11 protein-coding genes and 1 pseudogene are annotated in these 16,706 nt (G+C 50.8%); 4 read left to right on the top strand and 8 right to left on the bottom strand.

Annotated elements, in window-relative coordinates; genetic code table 11:
• Positions 1-67 precede the first annotated feature (67 nt).
• Both AB4124_RS15910 and AB4124_RS15915 read right to left on the bottom strand, forming a co-directional pair.
• Positions 68-4,126: a tail fiber protein gene (locus tag AB4124_RS15910; protein ID WP_441973447.1), complete on the bottom strand. Its 4,059-nt coding sequence runs from the start codon at positions 4,124-4,126 to the stop codon at positions 68-70.
• 279 nt (positions 4,127-4,405) lie between these two features.
• Positions 4,406-5,344 carry an aldo/keto reductase family protein gene (locus AB4124_RS15915; protein ID WP_076322809.1) on the bottom strand — a complete coding sequence of 313 codons (939 nt, stop codon included), beginning with the start codon at positions 5,342-5,344 and terminating at the stop codon, positions 4,406-4,408.
• Between the two features lie 160 nt (positions 5,345-5,504).
• On the opposite strand from AB4124_RS15915, the gene AB4124_RS15920 reads away from it, so the two are divergent.
• Positions 5,505-5,843, top strand: coding sequence for a winged helix-turn-helix transcriptional regulator (locus tag AB4124_RS15920; RefSeq protein WP_071221283.1), 339 nt, complete (start codon positions 5,505-5,507; stop codon positions 5,841-5,843).
• Between the two features lie 141 nt (positions 5,844-5,984).
• Here AB4124_RS15920 and AB4124_RS15925 read toward each other — a convergent pair.
• Together AB4124_RS15925 and AB4124_RS15930 are read right to left on the bottom strand one after the other, a co-directional pair.
• Positions 5,985-6,050, bottom strand: a pseudogene (locus AB4124_RS15925) (KGG domain-containing protein); the annotation flags it as partial.
• Positions 6,051-6,103: 53 nt separating this feature from the next.
• Positions 6,104-6,853 (bottom strand): MerR family transcriptional regulator, encoded by a 750-nt coding sequence (locus tag AB4124_RS15930; RefSeq protein ID WP_441973448.1) that lies wholly within the window; start codon positions 6,851-6,853, stop codon positions 6,104-6,106.
• Between the two features lie 185 nt (positions 6,854-7,038).
• Here AB4124_RS15930 and AB4124_RS15935 point away from each other — a divergent pair, with 185 nt between their 5' ends.
• Positions 7,039-7,995, top strand: a complete 957-nt coding sequence (locus AB4124_RS15935; protein ID WP_430111713.1) for an LCP family protein — start codon at positions 7,039-7,041, stop codon at positions 7,993-7,995.
• Between the two features lie 51 nt (positions 7,996-8,046).
• On the opposite strand, the gene AB4124_RS15940 is transcribed toward AB4124_RS15935, so the two are convergent.
• Entirely contained in the window at positions 8,047-8,826 is a 780-nt protein-coding gene (locus tag AB4124_RS15940) for a helix-turn-helix transcriptional regulator (RefSeq protein WP_430180782.1), read from the bottom strand.
• Between the two features lie 159 nt (positions 8,827-8,985).
• On the opposite strand from AB4124_RS15940, the gene pyk reads away from it, so the two are divergent.
• Positions 8,986-10,401 carry a pyruvate kinase gene (gene pyk / locus AB4124_RS15945; RefSeq protein ID WP_441973449.1) on the top strand — a complete coding sequence of 472 codons (1,416 nt, stop codon included), beginning with the start codon at positions 8,986-8,988 and terminating at the stop codon, positions 10,399-10,401.
• Between the two features lie 151 nt (positions 10,402-10,552).
• The gene (locus AB4124_RS15950; protein ID WP_441973450.1) at positions 10,553-11,770 is read left to right on the top strand and encodes an L-dopachrome tautomerase-related protein; all 1,218 of its coding nucleotides are present in this window, start codon (positions 10,553-10,555) and stop codon (positions 11,768-11,770) included.
• A 395-nt stretch (positions 11,771-12,165) separates the two neighbouring features.
• Here the strand turns inward: AB4124_RS15950 and AB4124_RS15955 are convergent, their stop codons facing one another.
• From AB4124_RS15955 to AB4124_RS15965, 3 genes are all read right to left on the bottom strand, one after another.
• Positions 12,166-12,756 carry a manganese efflux pump gene (locus AB4124_RS15955; RefSeq protein ID WP_441973451.1) on the bottom strand — a complete coding sequence of 197 codons (591 nt, stop codon included), beginning with the start codon at positions 12,754-12,756 and terminating at the stop codon, positions 12,166-12,168.
• An 84-nt stretch (positions 12,757-12,840) separates the two neighbouring features.
• Positions 12,841-13,461 carry a helix-turn-helix domain-containing protein gene (locus AB4124_RS15960; protein ID WP_441973452.1) on the bottom strand — a complete coding sequence of 207 codons (621 nt, stop codon included), beginning with the start codon at positions 13,459-13,461 and terminating at the stop codon, positions 12,841-12,843.
• Between the two features lie 575 nt (positions 13,462-14,036).
• On the bottom strand, positions 14,037-16,634 hold the full coding sequence (locus AB4124_RS15965; protein ID WP_441973453.1) for a glycoside hydrolase family 95 protein: 2,598 nt from the start codon (positions 16,632-16,634) through the stop codon (positions 14,037-14,039).
• Between the last annotated feature and the right edge of the window lie 72 nt (positions 16,635-16,706).

Raw genomic sequence — 16,706 nt, forward strand, 5'->3', positions numbered from 1 at the left:
ATAGAAGAGCTGCGCCAGGAATGAATTCCTTTTGGCGCAGCTCTTTTTTTCTATATTCGACAAGCCTTTATTTAGACGGCACATCACCAATCATCCCTGATGCTGAGAGCATCCGCAGAAGCATGATTGCCGTTTCCGCCCGGGTCATATTACTGTGCGGCCTCAGCTTGCCATCATAACCGCTCATGATTCCACTTCCGACCACATCCGCTGCAGCCGCCTTCGCCCAACTTGCCCATTCGGCACCGTCTTGGAAGGAATCTAGCGCAGCATCCGAATCCAAGCTACCGGATATCGGGGCAACCCCTGCGATTTTTAGGGCTCTTGCGACAATGACCGCAGCCTCCTGCCTCGATATCAGGTTATCCGGCAAGAAGGTGCCGTCGGCATAGCCGTGAATAAGTCCACTCTTGCTTGCCGCCGATACGGCCCCCAAGTACCAGTCCCGGGAAGTTACGTCTTGAATTGTGCTGGTGCTTCCCTGCTCTGTTAAACCGAGTGTGCGAACCATCATGGAGACGAATTCCGCACGGGTGACTGGTGCATCCGGATGGAACCCGGCAGCATCTCTGCCGCTTACAATAAGGCGTGAGGCCATCTCGTTCACCGCTGCCTCGGCCCAATGGCCTGTCATATCCGGTAATCCTTCGGTATGGCTGACCAAGGCATACGTACCATTATTCAAACCTTGGATGATAGCGTACGTTTTGCCTTCACGTGTTGCCAACCGGGTTGGCGCGTGATGGACGTTTCCTTTTTCGTCCAAAAACACGGCGGTTGTCACGACTTTCGCGGCGGATTCTTCTTGAAGGGGAATCTCGAGCACCACGTAAGCAGAATAGGAATCTCCGCCCAACGGCTTCCCTTGATCATAGGCTATAATCCTAACATCAATGAAGCCATAAGTTGTACCAAGATCATTCGCATTCCCGGTTTGCTTCAGCTTTGCGCTGAGCGCTATTTCGCTTTTGGTAAGTACAAGATGAAGTGTTCCTTCTTTTGTTGCCGCAGCTTTGCCGAGCTGTCCTGAAATAGCCTGAGCTGGAATACGGGCGCTGCCTGCCGAGGTCTCGAATTCGATCATCGCGCTGCTTCCTTCAAGCGCTTTTGCGGACTGGTTGTCCAGGACCAGCACGGCTTGATCGAGATCGTCCGTGGCGTGAAGACGCACAATCGGTCGACGGTTCTTCTCTTTGATCAGCAGTGATTGCAGTCTATCTCCGTTCACCTTGACAGTCAACACGGCCTGCCCATTCTTTTCTTTCGTTAACGTTGATGATATCATGCCGTTCTGTAATACATCATTTATATACGACGTTACGCGGCTGCTCTCTGTGGAGCTCTGCCCCGAACCTGACCCTTGACTTGCTTGGGAACCCTCACCACCGCTTGGTCCTTGACCTCCAGGAGAGTCAGATCCACCGCCTGGCGTACCAGGATGGGGTGGATTCCCAGGTTCAGGCTCAGGGGAAGCGGCTGCCTCTCTGTTCACGTCCACCGTGTATGTCTTTGTCGTCCCATTCTGAGCCGTAACCACGAGATGAATGCTGTTACTTCCTACTGCTAGGCTGACCGGATCTGACGGCTGCCCGGCGGATACGGCCTTGCCGTTCATCGTCACCTTTGCCTGAGGATCGGAAACGCTCGGCGTTATGCTGATCTCCGTTATACGGTTTCCAACCTGGCTAATGTAGCTTGTGACAGCAGGGTTGAATGCCGGAGCGAGCGTTCCATGAGATAATGCTAATCCGCTTAAATCCGCATCGCTCGGAACGGGAATCTCAGCACCGGCCGGCCTTGCGCTCACTTCTTCTGAAAATGCGCTGGAGCCCCCATCATTTCCTGCTTTAACCGCAAAATAATACGTCGTTCCATTCAGTAAATCACCTGCTGAATACGTAGTATCCGTGACCGTTGCGATCGGTGCTGTTCCATATACGCCGGATTCCGTCCCGGAATAAATATCGTAATAGGTAGCCCCCGTTACGGTAGACCATTGCAAGGTCACTTCACCATCTCCAGCTCTAGCACTCAAGCTTGCAGGAGGCGGCGCTGAAACAGATTCTTTTTCCGTTATAAAGCTCCAATCTTGAGGACCCTTCATGCCTTCATAGAGGTTGCCTGCAGCGTCTTGAAATGCATCCTCCTCTATCTCTACATAATAACGCGTAAAGTACGACAGACGTTGAGACAGACTTACCGCTACCTTCTCATCGACCACCCTGACATGAGAACCGTCTGTCACTTCGATCGACTCGATCTTGTGATGGTCCTCCGCCCTCATAATCGATATGTACTTGCCACTAACTCCGGTTACGGGTTCATTGAACTTGAATTCAAGCTTCGTTTCGATCGACACCTCATCAGCCAGATTCGCAGGCGTCCGATCCACTACGACAGGCGAATCCGCATCGATCCATTTGGCATACAGCGTCAGGTTAGCCAGAATCGGTGCCGAGAAATCAAATGGAAGCTGGAAGGATTGATCCATATACCATCCCCCGAAGGCATAACCGGGTTTCACTGGATCGACGGGCTGGGTTACGGTCGTAGCATAAGGGACGACCGCCTCCACCACGGGCGAACCCCCGTTGCTGTCAAACGTCACGGTTTTTGGGAAATAGATCGAGAAATGAACCTGAGTCTTATTCCCAGCACGGTCGGTTACGACGAGGTTAAATACCCCTTCCGTGTTTACCTTGTCTCCGCTCTGGAACGCTTGTTGATTGAGCGTCGCGTTCCCTTCATTAAAGAAGATTTGCCGCTCCCGATCATACTGGCCTCCATCTGCCACGCCTGTAACCAAAGGTGCGGTTTGGTCGATCTCAAAATCGGCCTTGACCGTTTTGCCGCGAGGCGACTCGACGACCAGCTTATACTGGCCATCTTTGCGGATGGTCGTGCCGCTGACAAAAGGCTGCCCGTCCAGCGTTCCCGTGCCATTGGTATAAACGGGCGTCACTTCGTGATTATAAAGTCCTCCATCGGTTACTCCACTTATCGTCGGCTCAATCTCCGTAACGTTAATGTTAACGATGGCTGTGCCACTGCTCTTATTATGATTGCTCGCTATATATGTAAAAGAATCTGTGCCAACAAAATCGACATCCGGTGTATAAGTAAACGAGCCATTCTTATGAAATGTTATCTTTCCATGAGCAGGCAGATTCAATATTTTGGCTGTCAGAACATTGGAATCATTACTCATCACCCCAGGGGACGGTACCGTTAATGGTGTGGAGACAGCTGTTGTATATTGATCGGAAACACTTACAGGCTGAACTTGCTGCAGGGTTGGAACGTATCCGTAATGGGATACGTAATACTGCGTCAAAGGTTTGCCTCTCAGATCAGGAATTCCAAAGGTTTGATTCGGAGTTCCCCCAAACTTGTTGCCGATTAACTCATAAAATGCCCTATTCGCTGCAACATTTACAAGCTTGCCATCCGCCTTATAGGATGCTAGCCCAGGGATTTCCAAAGGAAAAATGCGTATCTCGCCAGCATACACCTCACCAGCGCTGCCTGGATGTATCCCGGCCTTGGCGGCGAAATACCGGATGTTGGGCTGCACAGGGTTAATCTGCGGTAATTTAAAGCTACCCTGCCAGTCTTGGCCGAATGTAGTACCGTACACACTGTATAGAGGATTAGAATCACTTAAAGCGGTGCCATTAGTCGTCACCCAATTATCATTCATCTCCATGTTGTAGGGAAAAAGTCGAAGCTCCCCCAGCATCGTATTGTAGGTCAAGCCACTGCTGCCTCTCGGATATAATCCCTCAGCCGCGATATAGTATCCCATGCCCGGCACCGGTTCTTCCTCCCGTAAATCAGGCAATGCAAACGTCTTGCTGCCATCTCCGCCAAAGTTGTTGCCCAATAGAGTATACAAAGCCGAATTTTCCAGACTTATCGTTAACACTTGCCCTGCACAGTATATCCACCCTTCGGGACCGTTCTTGTAAGGAAATAGACGGATCTCCCCCAGATATTGAGCGTCTAGAAGATTAGCCCTAACCGTCTTCGGAGACGCGAGCACACCCAGTACAACCTCTAAACCTATTAGAATGGACAACATCACCTTCAACCATTTCGCGGATGCTATTCGCCTTCGTGTTTGCATATTGCTGCTTCTCCCCCTAATACATTTGTCCTATTTCAGTAATATAATACTAATGAGTAGTATAACATTACTAGAAAGTATTATAAATGGTAGACGATATAATTCAACAAGAAAATGTCTTCTAAAAGAGGGATTCATTAGCCAGAGAGACACGCAAAAAAGATGGCCCCTGAACCGAGTCAGAAGCCATCTTATATACATCTTTCTACCTGTCCTCGGATTCTCTTATTCCCAAGGATCCATGCGATAAACGTCTTAGTTCTTAGTCGATTTACTTCCCTATTTCAAAATCTCTTCAATGCGAGTTTGAACCTCTTCGCTGAGCTCAATGCCGGATGCCTTCGCGTTCTCGCTAACCTGCTCCGGACGGCTTGCGCCGACAAGCGCACTGGCTACGTTCGGCTGGCGCAGAATCCAGGCAAGCGCCAGATTGCCTACGGATACTTCAAGCTCTGCCGCAATCTTCTCCAGCTCGCGAACCTTCGCGATTTTCTCCTCGGTAATGCCTTTACGCATCCATTCCAGCTTCGCGGCACGGCTGCCTTCTGGAATATCGGAAGCTGAGGTATACTTGCCCGTCAACAGACCTTGCGCCAGCGGAGAGAATACGACCTGCCCAATGCCGGAACGCTCGCTCAGCGGAATGATTTCCTTCTCAATGTAACGTTCAAACATATTGTAGATGGGTTGATTGACCACGATGCGGTCGAGCAGGTAACGATCCGCTACCGTCAACGCTTCTGCTATTTGCGATGCCTGCCACTCGCTGACGCCGACATAGAGTACCTTGCCCTGGCGGACAAGGTCGTCGATCGCGCGAAGCGTCTCGTCAAGTGGCGTTTCCGGATCATGGCGGTGGCAGTAGAAAATATCCACGTAATCATGACCAAGCCGCTTCAAGCTGGCATGTGCCTGCTCCATAATGTGCTTGCGGGACAAGCCGCGATCGTTCGGGCCATCGCCCATAGGCCAAAATGCCTTTGTCGCCAGCACGTAAGACTCGCGCGGATACGCTTTCAGGGTTTCGCCAACCAACTCTTCGGCTGCACCTTTCTCATATACATTCGCCGTATCAAAAAAGTTAATGCCCAGATCATAAGCCGTTTTAATTGCGTTAACCGCATTCTCGCGTTCAACATAACCACCGTATGTAAGCCAGCTTCCCAAGCTGATCTCACTGACCTTGAGACCTGTCCGTCCTAATCTTCTGTATTTCATGGTAACTCCTCCTTCAATAGAATTACTTGAATGCTACATTTGCTATTTTAAAGTAGTTCCTATTCTCAGGGAAGAAGTGAAATGTTCTTCACTATATTATAAGAAGGATAGCTGATATACTTGAGTATAGTTAATAGAAAACCGGAAGGAGCCTACCGTTATGGGAAATAAATCGAGCAGTTACATACCGAAAACTCCCGAACATATCGAATGCAATATCGAAAAAACATTGCTGGTCTTAGGCGGAAAATGGGCATTTCTCGTCATCCGCGAGCTCTTTGGCGGCACGAAACGATTTGGCGAGCTGCAGCGGCAAATCCCGAATGTCAGTCCGCGGGCTCTGACCACGACGCTTCGCCATCTGGAGGAACAGGGCGTGCTTGAACGCGAAGTATTCCCTACCGTTCCGGTTACGGTGGAATACACGCTGACACCCAAAGGCATGGACCTTCATGTCATCTGCAAGGAAATGAAGCTGTGGGCGGCTCGGTGGACTTGAATTCAATGCCTGACAGCGTCTGGCAAACGCCGGGCTCGGCGGTTACGGTTAGCTCAAAAATAAAGCAGCGGCGGTTCCCTTTGAACGGAATCCGCCGCTGCTTTTTAAAGCTTGCTATTTTTTTATGATTGTAGATTTCATTTAATCGTTATTGTTTTGATTGCCGCGGGATTCTCCGCCCTTGCGGCCGATTTCCTCATAGAATTCCTACACCCTTAAAAATGATAAAAGCCGCGACCCGCGCGGCTTAATCACCCTATTTACGTCAGATGCGCATACGCCTCCGCAGCCGCATGCAGATAATAAGCCAGCCCCGTTTGCTGCTCCTCCAGCATCCGGAGATGAAAGTCATCATTCAGGAAAAACTTCGTTTGACCCGCAAATTCCGCAGCCGTAAAGGCGTGGCCCTGCTCATTCATAAACTGCAGATGATCCCGAATCGAATCCCGTACTCGCACATCATCGTGTTTGATCCCCGTTTTCAACGCATTTGCCATGTCTGCCATAAAGGCAGCCGCTTCCCTTGCCTGCTCGTTCATGCTTGGCACATCAACGGGTTCACCCTCGAGCAAATCCACATCATACTGCTCTTTCAGATGCTCATTTTGCTCTGCTAAGGCTTCCTTCCATTCTTCTTCGCTCTCAAAACCTTTGAATAATTCCCGAGGCTCCATGCGCTTGCCCTCCTCCGTACTGGTTAAGGATGTTCTTAAGGTTTTCAGAATCGTATCCAATCGATCTGCGCGATCCATCAGCTGCTTCTCCTGTTGTAACAGCATCTTCCGCCGTTCAGGGGCCTTCTCCATCAGTGCCTTGATTTGGTCCAACGAAAAATCCATTTCCCTGTAAAACAGAATGTGCTGCAATCGCTCCAGCTCGGCAGTACCGTACAAGCGATAACCCGCTTCACTGATCTCGGCAGGCAAGAGCAGGCCGATTTTATGATAATGATGCAGCGCTTTGATGGTCACCCCGGACAGCTCCGAAACCTCTTTTACCGTGTATAACATACGCTGGTTCCCTCCTTCGACTTCCAGTCTAAGGTCTCCCCTTGGAGGAGAGTCAACCGGCTCATCCGACCGGAATATATCGACTTTCCCGAATCGTTTTTCCGGGAAAATATGATTTTTGTTCATTATTTTGCTAGAATGGTCAATTATGCAGTTAGTAAAACAGAAAGGATGTTATAGGAACTATGAAAAGGAAATGGTTAAAATACACCATGCTCTTATTATCCGTTGGAATCTTGGGGATTATCTCGTACTATACCTACGCTATTATACAATTCTCAAACCAAATTTCGACCGCTTCGAATTCGGCGGAGCAGGCGGATACTTCGGGCGCCGCGTCGGAGGAAATCATCGAGATACCCAAGTGGGAGGGTAAAGAACGCATTAATATTCTCCTGATTGGAGGAGACTCCCGGGGAGACGATGCCGGCAGATCCGACACCATGCTGGTTGCCTCCATCGATCCTGTCACGAAAAGAGCTCATTTATTCTCGATTTTGCGAGATACCTATGTGGACATCCCCGGCCATGGCAAAGGACGGCTGAATTCGGCATTTGCTTACGGCGGAATCGAGCTGACCAGACAAACCATCAGCGATTTGTTGGACATGCCCATACATAAATATGTTTACACCGATTTTGTCGGATTCATAGCCCTGGTCGACGCCATTGGCGGAGTCGACATTGAGGTGGAGAAAGATATGTATTACACAAGCAAAGCGGACAAGCATATGTACGACATCGATTTAAAGCAAGGGCTTCAGCACCTCGACGGCAAGATGGCGTTGCAATACGTCCGGTTCCGGCACGATGCAAGATCCGATTTTGCCCGTACGGAACGACAACGGATTCTCATGACGGAAGTCGCCAAGAAGATGCAGACCACAGGCTCTTTGTTCAAGCTGCCCAGCATCCTGGATTCAATTGCGCCATACATCGAAACCGACCTAAGCCCCAAAGAAATGCTGAAGCTGATGGCTCTCGGTTTTGATGTAAATATGGATAAAATCGACCAGCAGCAGCTTCCGCCGTTCTCACTGCTGACAAACGAGAAGGCCGGACGGGCACAAGTGCTCGGCGTAGATAAAACGAAACTGCGGCAGTATGTGAAGCAGTTATTCGAAAATGACGCTGCTCAATAAAACAGCAATCACCAGAAAGAGGGCGCAGCCCTCTTTTTTGCGTTAAACTTCCTAGATCGTTCGTGGACGCTCATGCAATAAATCCGATGGGGCGCTCCCCGTGACTCGTTTATAAATTCTATAAAAGTAGGAGAGGTCCTGATATCCGAGAAATACGGCAATCTCCTGTACCGTCAGCTGCGATTCCGTTAACAAATACACTGCCCGTTTGATCCGCTGGGCGTGCACGTACTGGCTGATGGTCTGCCCCGTAACACTCTTAAAGAGTACCGCTGCGTAATTGGGGGTTTTGCCGATGGCATCGCCCAGCTCTTCTTTCGTTATTTTCTCACGGTAATGCCGCTCAATATAAGACTTCATCCGTTCCACATGCAAGTGCTTCTCCGGCGTGATCACGCCCTTGTCCAGCTCACGACTGATATAAATCAACACTTCTGTCAATAATGCTTCTATCATCAAGACATAATAAGATGGGCGTTCCTGCCACTGCTGATGGATCACCTTCAACCGTTCGCGGATCAACTCATAACAGCCGGGTTTATGTTTTAAAGCTTCTTCTCGTTCAAGCACCGATAATCCCGTCGATAACTGGTCTGTCCACTCAACGGCAATTTGCGTGTGCGTCACGGTAGGGATGCTTTTGCCATAATACGGAACATCGGCTGGAATAAGCAGCAACTCACCTTTCTCCATAATCTGCTTATCGCCATTCACCCAATATACACATTTTCCATATGTCACAAGGCTTAAGCGCCATGCTCGCTTCTCATGGTCAGCTTCTTCATACCAATCGACACCGCTAATTTGTTTTACTTCTACCGGAGTGATCATAACCCACCTCAAATACGATACTATAATCCATTCATTGTACTATAGTTCATATCATGATTCGACAAGACAGGCTACAATGTGATCATTAGGGTAGTTTGAATGAGCTCGAATGCTGCAAAAAAGCTGAAGAGTGCAAATACAAAGGAGGAACAAACAGCCATGCTAAAAACCAAAATCATTTGTACGATGGGACCCGCATGCGATTCCATTGAGCTGTTGAAAAACATGATTCAGGAGGGAATGACCGTTGCCCGCTTGAATATGGCACACGGAGAGCCGGAAGATCACGTGGCCCGTATCCGGAATGTTCGCCAGGCCGCATCCGAATTAAACACGTATGTACCCATCATGATGGACATTAAAGGACCCGAAGTACGGATCGGCAAGCTGAAAGAGGCTTCCTGCACGCTCAAACCAGGTGAGGAACTGATCCTGACTACCGAAGAAATTCTGGGAGACGCCCAGCGCATCTCGGTCAATTATGCCGAGCTGAATCTAGTCGTGAAACCGGGCGACCGCATCTTGATCGATGACGGCCTCGTAGACCTGAACGTTCTCCGTGTCGACGGACCGGACATTCTTTGCAAAATCATTAGCGGCGGCGTGCTTAAACCGCGTAAAGGCGTCAACCTCCCTGGAATCAAAACGACACTTCCTGGGGTCACCGAGCGTGACGTCATGCATATCGGCTTCGGTCTGGAGAACAACATCGAGATCATTGCCGCTTCTTTCGTGCGCCATGGCGATAATATCCGCGAAATCCGCAGCATTCTGAAGGAACGCGGCGCAGAGCATGTGCAGATCATCTCCAAGATCGAGAATGAGGAGGGCATGCAGAACCTGGACGACATCATTGAAGCCTCCGACGGCATCATGGTTGCCCGCGGCGACCTTGGCGTCGAAGTGCCGATCGAAGAAGTGCCTATGATGCAAAAAGAAATGATCGATAAATGCAACCTGGCCGGCAAACCGGTAATCGTGGCAACGCATATGCTGGAATCGATGCAGGTCAATCCCCGCCCGACCCGCTCCGAGGTGAGCGACGTGGCTAACGCGGTGATCCAGGGTGCTGACGTGGTCATGCTGTCCGGAGAATCCGCCGCGGGCAAATATCCGGTAGAATCCGTGCGTACGATGGCGGCAGTTGCCCGCCGCGCCGAAACGATGATCGATTATAAAGACCAATTCGCTTTCAAATCCAGACAGCAAGTAGCCGATATTACCGAGGTTATTAGTCAGGGTGCGGTTAGCTCCTCCCTCGTGCTGAATGCCAAAGCTATCATTACGTCAACGGAGAGCGGATTTACGGCGCGGATGATTTCGAAATATCGGCCACAAGCACCAATTATCGCGGTTACACAGCATGAAGAAGTGCTGGCCAAAATCTGCTTGCTCTCCGGCGTCATTCCGGTAAAAGGCGACAAGGTCACAACGACGGACGAAATGTTCGAATCCGCTACTCGCAATGCCATCAAGACAGGTTACATCGAAAAAGGCGACATTATCGTATTGTCTGCAGGCGTGCCGATCGGTCAATCCGGTAACACGAATCTGATTAAGGTTATGCAAGTGTAACGGGTACTCTGAAAAAAGATCTCTTCGTAAATATTTTCGGTGCCAATCCATCCCTCTGGGCATATAACTAATTCAGAGGAATCAGCGCGAAGAATGAATTATCGCTGCCGTAATGGATGAACCGAGCATGTTATCGGGAGGTCTTACAAATATGCGTATACCGTATCATTCCATGGAGGACCAGTGGCAGCAGCCTGCCGCCCTTCATGATAAGCAAGCCCATAGCTATACAAGTCCGTACCAGATCCTCTTCCATTGGAACCGCCTGGACTGGAACTTCCCGAATGCTGCGATGAAGCAGCGATTCGAGGAGCATCAGTATTGGAAGCATTGCATGCCCGCAGGTGTCAAAGTGGACCTAAAGGGACGCTTCTATGTATCGGTTCCGCGCTGGGCGGAAGGGATTCCCGCTACGCTGAACACCATTGTAATGGTGAACGGCAAGCCCGTACTGGAGGCTTTTCCAAGCTGGGAGTGGAATACACCAGGGGATGTGCGAAAGCTGCAATCCGTCCTTGGCTACGAAATTGATGAGCATCATCGGATGTGGATTCTGGATCAAGGAAAAATCGCATACGATACTTCGCCCGAAGGCTCGCAAAAACTGGTCATCTGGGATCTGAACGCTAACCGCCTGCTCGATTCCATTGTCATTCCGGATGATATTGCCCCTCCCCGAACGTCGTTCCTGAACGACATCGTGGTGGATAACCGAAACGGCTATGCCTATATCACCGATTCGGGCTCCGGCTGGCCGGACCATCCGCTGTATGGCGGAATTATCGTCTACAATATGAGAACGAAGACATTTCGGCGCGTCCTCGACAGTCATTACAGTACGCAGGACGTGCCCCGATTCCGGTTTGAGATTGATACCGAGCCGGTATACCGCGACAAGCCGATCCGGATCGGCGCCGACGGCATAGCATTATCCGCGGATCGCGGAACTCTATTCTACTGCCAGGTAACGGGGCGCAATCTGTACGCTATCGATACAGGACTGCTGCGGAATTTCAATATTCCCGATTCAATCATCCGGAATTCCGTTCAGACCCTAGGCAGCAAAGGAACGACAACCGACGGCATGCATGCCGACAATCAAGGCCATATATTCTACACCATGCTCGAAGGCAAGGGGATCGGTTACTATTCACCGTACACTCGCTCGTTCAACAAGCTGCTGTCCGACGACAGGATGCTGTGGGTAGACGGGGTGGCTTTTGATCAATGCGGCTCCATCATCTTCAACAACAACCGCCTGCACCGCATGTTTGAAGAGCCGCAGCAGATCGACTGGGACGATCCTTACAATCTGATCATATGGAGAGCCTACATCGGGCAGGACGTGAAGTCGTACTTATATGGTTGAGGGGTGTGAAAAAAAAGGGTTAGGCAGATCGGGCACTCATGCCCTCTGCCTAACCCTTTTGTATTATAGCTGCAACGCCTGCCGCAACCATCATCAGGCGGAAACCTTGGAAGATCTCCTCAGGACGTACAACAGCCCAGCTGCGGTCATGGCCGCCCAGGTACCGTTGACCGAACGGACAGCAAAGCTCTGACCCACAGAACAGCCAGCATGCCTGAGTCGTATGCTGCTGCAAGTACATGCGAAGCCTACAGGATCCTCTCAATCGCGGCTGTGCAACAGACTGCGGTCTCAATTATAGCGGGTTATCTTTTCTGAAATCCCCCTCCTGGGGTATGGACAAGTAGAACAATCAAAAGAAAGCCTGATCCATCCCAGGCTTTCCAAGTGATCAGTTAGAAGAATATTGAAATCCCGACAGCAACCAGCAGAACCCCGCTAATGACGGTCCCGAACTGGCCGAGGGAATAGGAACCGATGCGAATATTTTTGAGACGCAATCCTAAGGCGGTCCCTCCCCATACGCAGATAAGGCTTCCCGCAGCAGCAAGCAGGGAAATGCCTAGCGGTGGAAATCCGAGAAGCCCTGCTCCGACACCATTGGTTAACGCATTGGCTGAAAGCGCAATACCGAGCATGATGGCTTCCCCGATGCCTATACTTGAAGTGACGTTCGGATCGTTCGTGCTTTTGGCCAGAAGCACGATACGCAGACCGATCAAGAACAAGAAAATAGCGCCTAACACGGCCGGCAGCACTCCAGGAAGTATAGAGGACAACCACAGTCCAAAATAGATTCCAGCCATGCTGAAGATAAATCCAATCAACGCAATTCCCATGTTCGTGATAAACGGCATCCGGATGTTCCGGATGCCATAAGCCAGCCCTGCCCCCAAGTTATCGATGCTCGAGGACAACGTTAGAAGGGCAACGATGATCCATGCCGTCATGTTTCGACCACTCTCCCATTTTTGTTCTGATTCCATGTATCTATATGAGAGGTGTTGCAAGGATGTGCAACAATATAAATAAAATGATGTTTTTTGTTGCACGCGAAAGCCGCGATCCCGCTATTCCATCGCGATGATCTGATCCAGGGCCAGCTGAATGGCCAGGGCGTCGTCGATAAATCCCAGCGGAAACAGGTTGTCGGGGATAATGTCTTTCTCCAAAATAAAATAGAGCAGCGCACTGCCGATTATGGGGGAAGCCTCTGGCGACAGAGAGTTGTTAAGGTATTGCTCATGCATCTGCTCGATTTTCTCAATAAAGGGCCCTTGGCCATTGATCCTCTGCAGTTTGGCTTTCAGCTCAGTTTGAATAATCCGCTCACCCTCCGGTGTCTTGGAGAATTCTCTGTATTCTGCCAGCGTGCTTTCGATTTTCTCTGTCGTGGCCACCCAATTGATGGTTGTGGACGATAGCAGTACTCGGACCATCTTCTCAATCGACTTATAAAATTGCTTAAGCTCATCTTGACCGTACCCTGCTGCGACAAATAAGGTGAGGGGATCGAGCTCCAAATGGAAGGCGATTTGATCCAGGAGCTGCTCTTTCGGTCTCGTTTTCCCATTAATGATTCGAGATATGGTCGCAGGGTCCACATTCGTCAAGGAAGCCAGCTTCCGCATGGATATCCCGCATTCTTGCAAACGACGCGTAAGGATTAAACCTAGTGTGTTTTCTTCCATCTGAACGCTCTCCTTTGTTTTTATATATATGTATGCAAGCCCTCCCTTGTCCCACGTTCAAAGCGATGAAATAAGCCTGGAAAAGAACAAGAAAACCACATCCGATTTTGAACAGCATCCCAATTGTCAGACACCATCTAACATTGGAGGTGCAGTTTTTTCTAAGGCTAAGCTTAGTTCAGACGAAAAAATGCAAGCAGTTATACGTTATTAAAATGGATCGGAAAGCATGATCGATTACGAAATCCCTAGGGCTCCATCATACCGCGTGGTTTTCTTCAAAAATGATTTAGCATTATTAGAACACACCTGGTCTCATGGTTCATCACCACGGTAGTTCTAGAAATGGGTGTGATAAGATAAGAATAGCTATAAGGAGAAGCCGGCCTATGGCCACTCCTTTGTACAAACATCTTGAGCAGGATTTCTCCTCCAAGATCAAGTCAGGAATGAGAAAGTAACCCACTTAGGCGCCAACCTTAGGAGTGGGTTACTTTCGTTGTTTATCGTTTGTAACATTATATTTTTATCTCTCAGAGAGAGATTTCTTTATTCTAATTGATTTATTAGCTTTTTTAACCCTCTTTATTTCTCCCGCTCCCAGCCTTCCTCAAAATACAATCGCTCCCCTTCACCATGGAAAAAGAATAGCTATAACCTGCTTCGGATATACTTGCGCTTATCAACGTGACCTTATTGGACTCTTCCTCTATGAGGACAAGCGATGAACGGGACCATAGCCTGCATTCGCCCGCCCTGTCGGCGCGAATCTTCACCTGGGTCAGTTCACCTTCCTCCCAGCGCATGTCGACAACAAAGCCGCCCCGGGCACGAAGCCCCTTCACCTTGCCGCTATTCCACTGCGGGGGCAGGGCCGGGAGCAGCCTTAACTCTCCCGTGTGCGACTGCAATAGCATTTCTGCAACGCCGGCAATCCCGCCGAAATTACCGTCGATTTGAAAAGGCGGATGGCAATCCAGCAGATTCGGGTAAGTTGAGGAAGCCAGCAGATTCACCAGATGCTCGTGCGCTTCCGCGCTGCGCTGCAGCCTGGCGTAATAATTGATGATCCAGGCGCGGCTCCAGCCGGTGTGACCGCCGCCATGCGCAAGCCGGCGCTCCAAGGTCTTGCAAGCCGCCTCGGCAAGCTCCGGGGACTGAACGGGATCAATTTGCTCCCCCGGATACAGGGCGAACAGCTGCGAGATGTGCCGGTGTCCGGGATCGGCCTCCTCGTAATCATCCAGCCACTCCATGATCCCTCCATGCCTTCCAATCCGCGGTGCCGGAATTTCTTGCAGCGCCGTTTGAAGCTCTTCAAGGAAGGTGTCCTCATCTCCGACAAGCTGGCCTGCCGCAAGACAGGCCCGAAACAAGGCCGTCGCAATCTGCGCATCCATAGCGGGTCCCATGCAGAGGCTGCCGACGGCTCCGTTCGGAAGCATGAATCGGTTCTCCGGCGAAACGGAAGGTCCGGTTACTCGTCTCCCTTCCTCATCCACAGTCATATAATCCAGCAGGAATATCGCCGCTTCCTTCATGACCGGATACGCTCGTTCCCGCAGGAAATCCGCATCCCCGCCAAACCGGTAATGCTCCCATAGATGAAGGCACAGCCAGGCGGCTCCCATCGGCCATATGGTACAGGTCATCAATATTCCTTCAGGCCGGGTCTCTCCCCAGAGATTGGTATTGTGATGAGCTGCGAAGCCACGGCAGCCATACATCTCGCGAGCCGTGTCCCGGCCATTCGGGAGCATGCGGTGAATCAGGTCAAACAGCGGCTCGTGGCATTCCGCCAGGCCCAGCAGCTCTGCCGGCCAATAGTTCATCTGAATATTCACATTGATTGTATACTTCGACTCCCAGGGCGGGGTGAAGCTGTCATTCCATATGCCCTGCAGGTTCGCTGCGAGAGATCCGGGTCTGGAGCAGGAGATGAGCAAATAGCGCCCGTACTGTACGTATAGAGCAATCAATTCGGGATCACTGTTTTCCGCAGAGGAACCTTCCGTCTTCACTCTATCCTTCAACAGATTCAGCCGCTGATCGGTAGGCAGGGATAGCAAATCGTCTTCTGCTCGATTTAAAATTTCAACTTGATCTGGACCGACAACGCGACCCATCACATTCGGAATGTCAACTTCTCTTTCGGTTAAGCCCGCTCTATTCGCATCCTTCTTGCTGGAACCGAGAGTTAGCAAGAACCGCTCAAACTTCTCCCGATACTCCTCCAGATGACGGCTTTCCAGCTGTTCGAACGACATGCCTGCCGCACAATCCAACTGCTCCAGACATACCTGGCCCGGCTGCTGGCACCGAAAGCTCGTCTGGGCTGACAGCAGCAGCGTAACCGAGTCCGCGCCTTCAACCGAGAGAAAATCACCGATGGTTCGTACGCTTCCTCCCACAGCGACAGCACGCAGCGCCGTGCAGAAGGAAATGCCGTCTGCGCCGCATTCGCCCTTCATCAGCAAGGTATCGTGCCCTAACGACTCTGTTCCGCTGTCAAAAGGACGGCGCATCAGGTTTGCCGCAAACGTCAGCGCCCCGGGCCGATCGGCAGTTAGGCGAATCACCATCACGCCATCCGGCGCACTGACAAAATACTGCCTGCGATAGCCTATGCCGCTCGAAGAATAGGATACGGTCACCATGGACCGCTCCAAATCAAGCTCTCGCTCGTAATGCTCCACCGCTTCCTCGGCATCCAGGAATTTTAGAAGCAGATCGCCCAGCGGCTGATAAGGCTGCTCGTATTTCGGGGATGAAGTCATCGCCATCCGGGCTAGATGCTCGGCCTCGGCCTGACGTCCATCCCGCAGCATCTGTCTGATCTCGCTCAGATATTCGGTGGCGTCAGGGTTGGCTCCCCTTCCCGGACCACCATACCAGAGGGAGTCTTCGTTGAGCTGCACCCGCTCAAGCGAGGTCTTGCCAAAGACCATGCCGCCCAAGCGCCCATTCCCGATGGGCAATGCCTCATTCCACTCCGCAGCCGGGGAAGCGAACCATAACCGCAAGCGCCGACTTACAGACGTGTCAGGCTGCCGCCATGCGGTTTCATAACCTGCCGCTTCATTCTTGCCGTGCCGTAATGCATGCGGCTCCGCATGATGTCCGCCAAGAGAACGTTCCGTATCTCTTCCTGTTGTCTCCCTCTCCACCTTCATACACGTCTCCTTCTTCGCGAAGAAGGGGACGATCAGCGTCTCCCCTGATAATCCCCTGTTCGCTATATATAA

Origin of the sequence: Paenibacillus sp. 2KB_20, assembly GCF_052115765.1 — a bacterium.
GTDB lineage: Bacteria > Bacillota > Bacilli > Paenibacillales > Paenibacillaceae > Paenibacillus_AQ.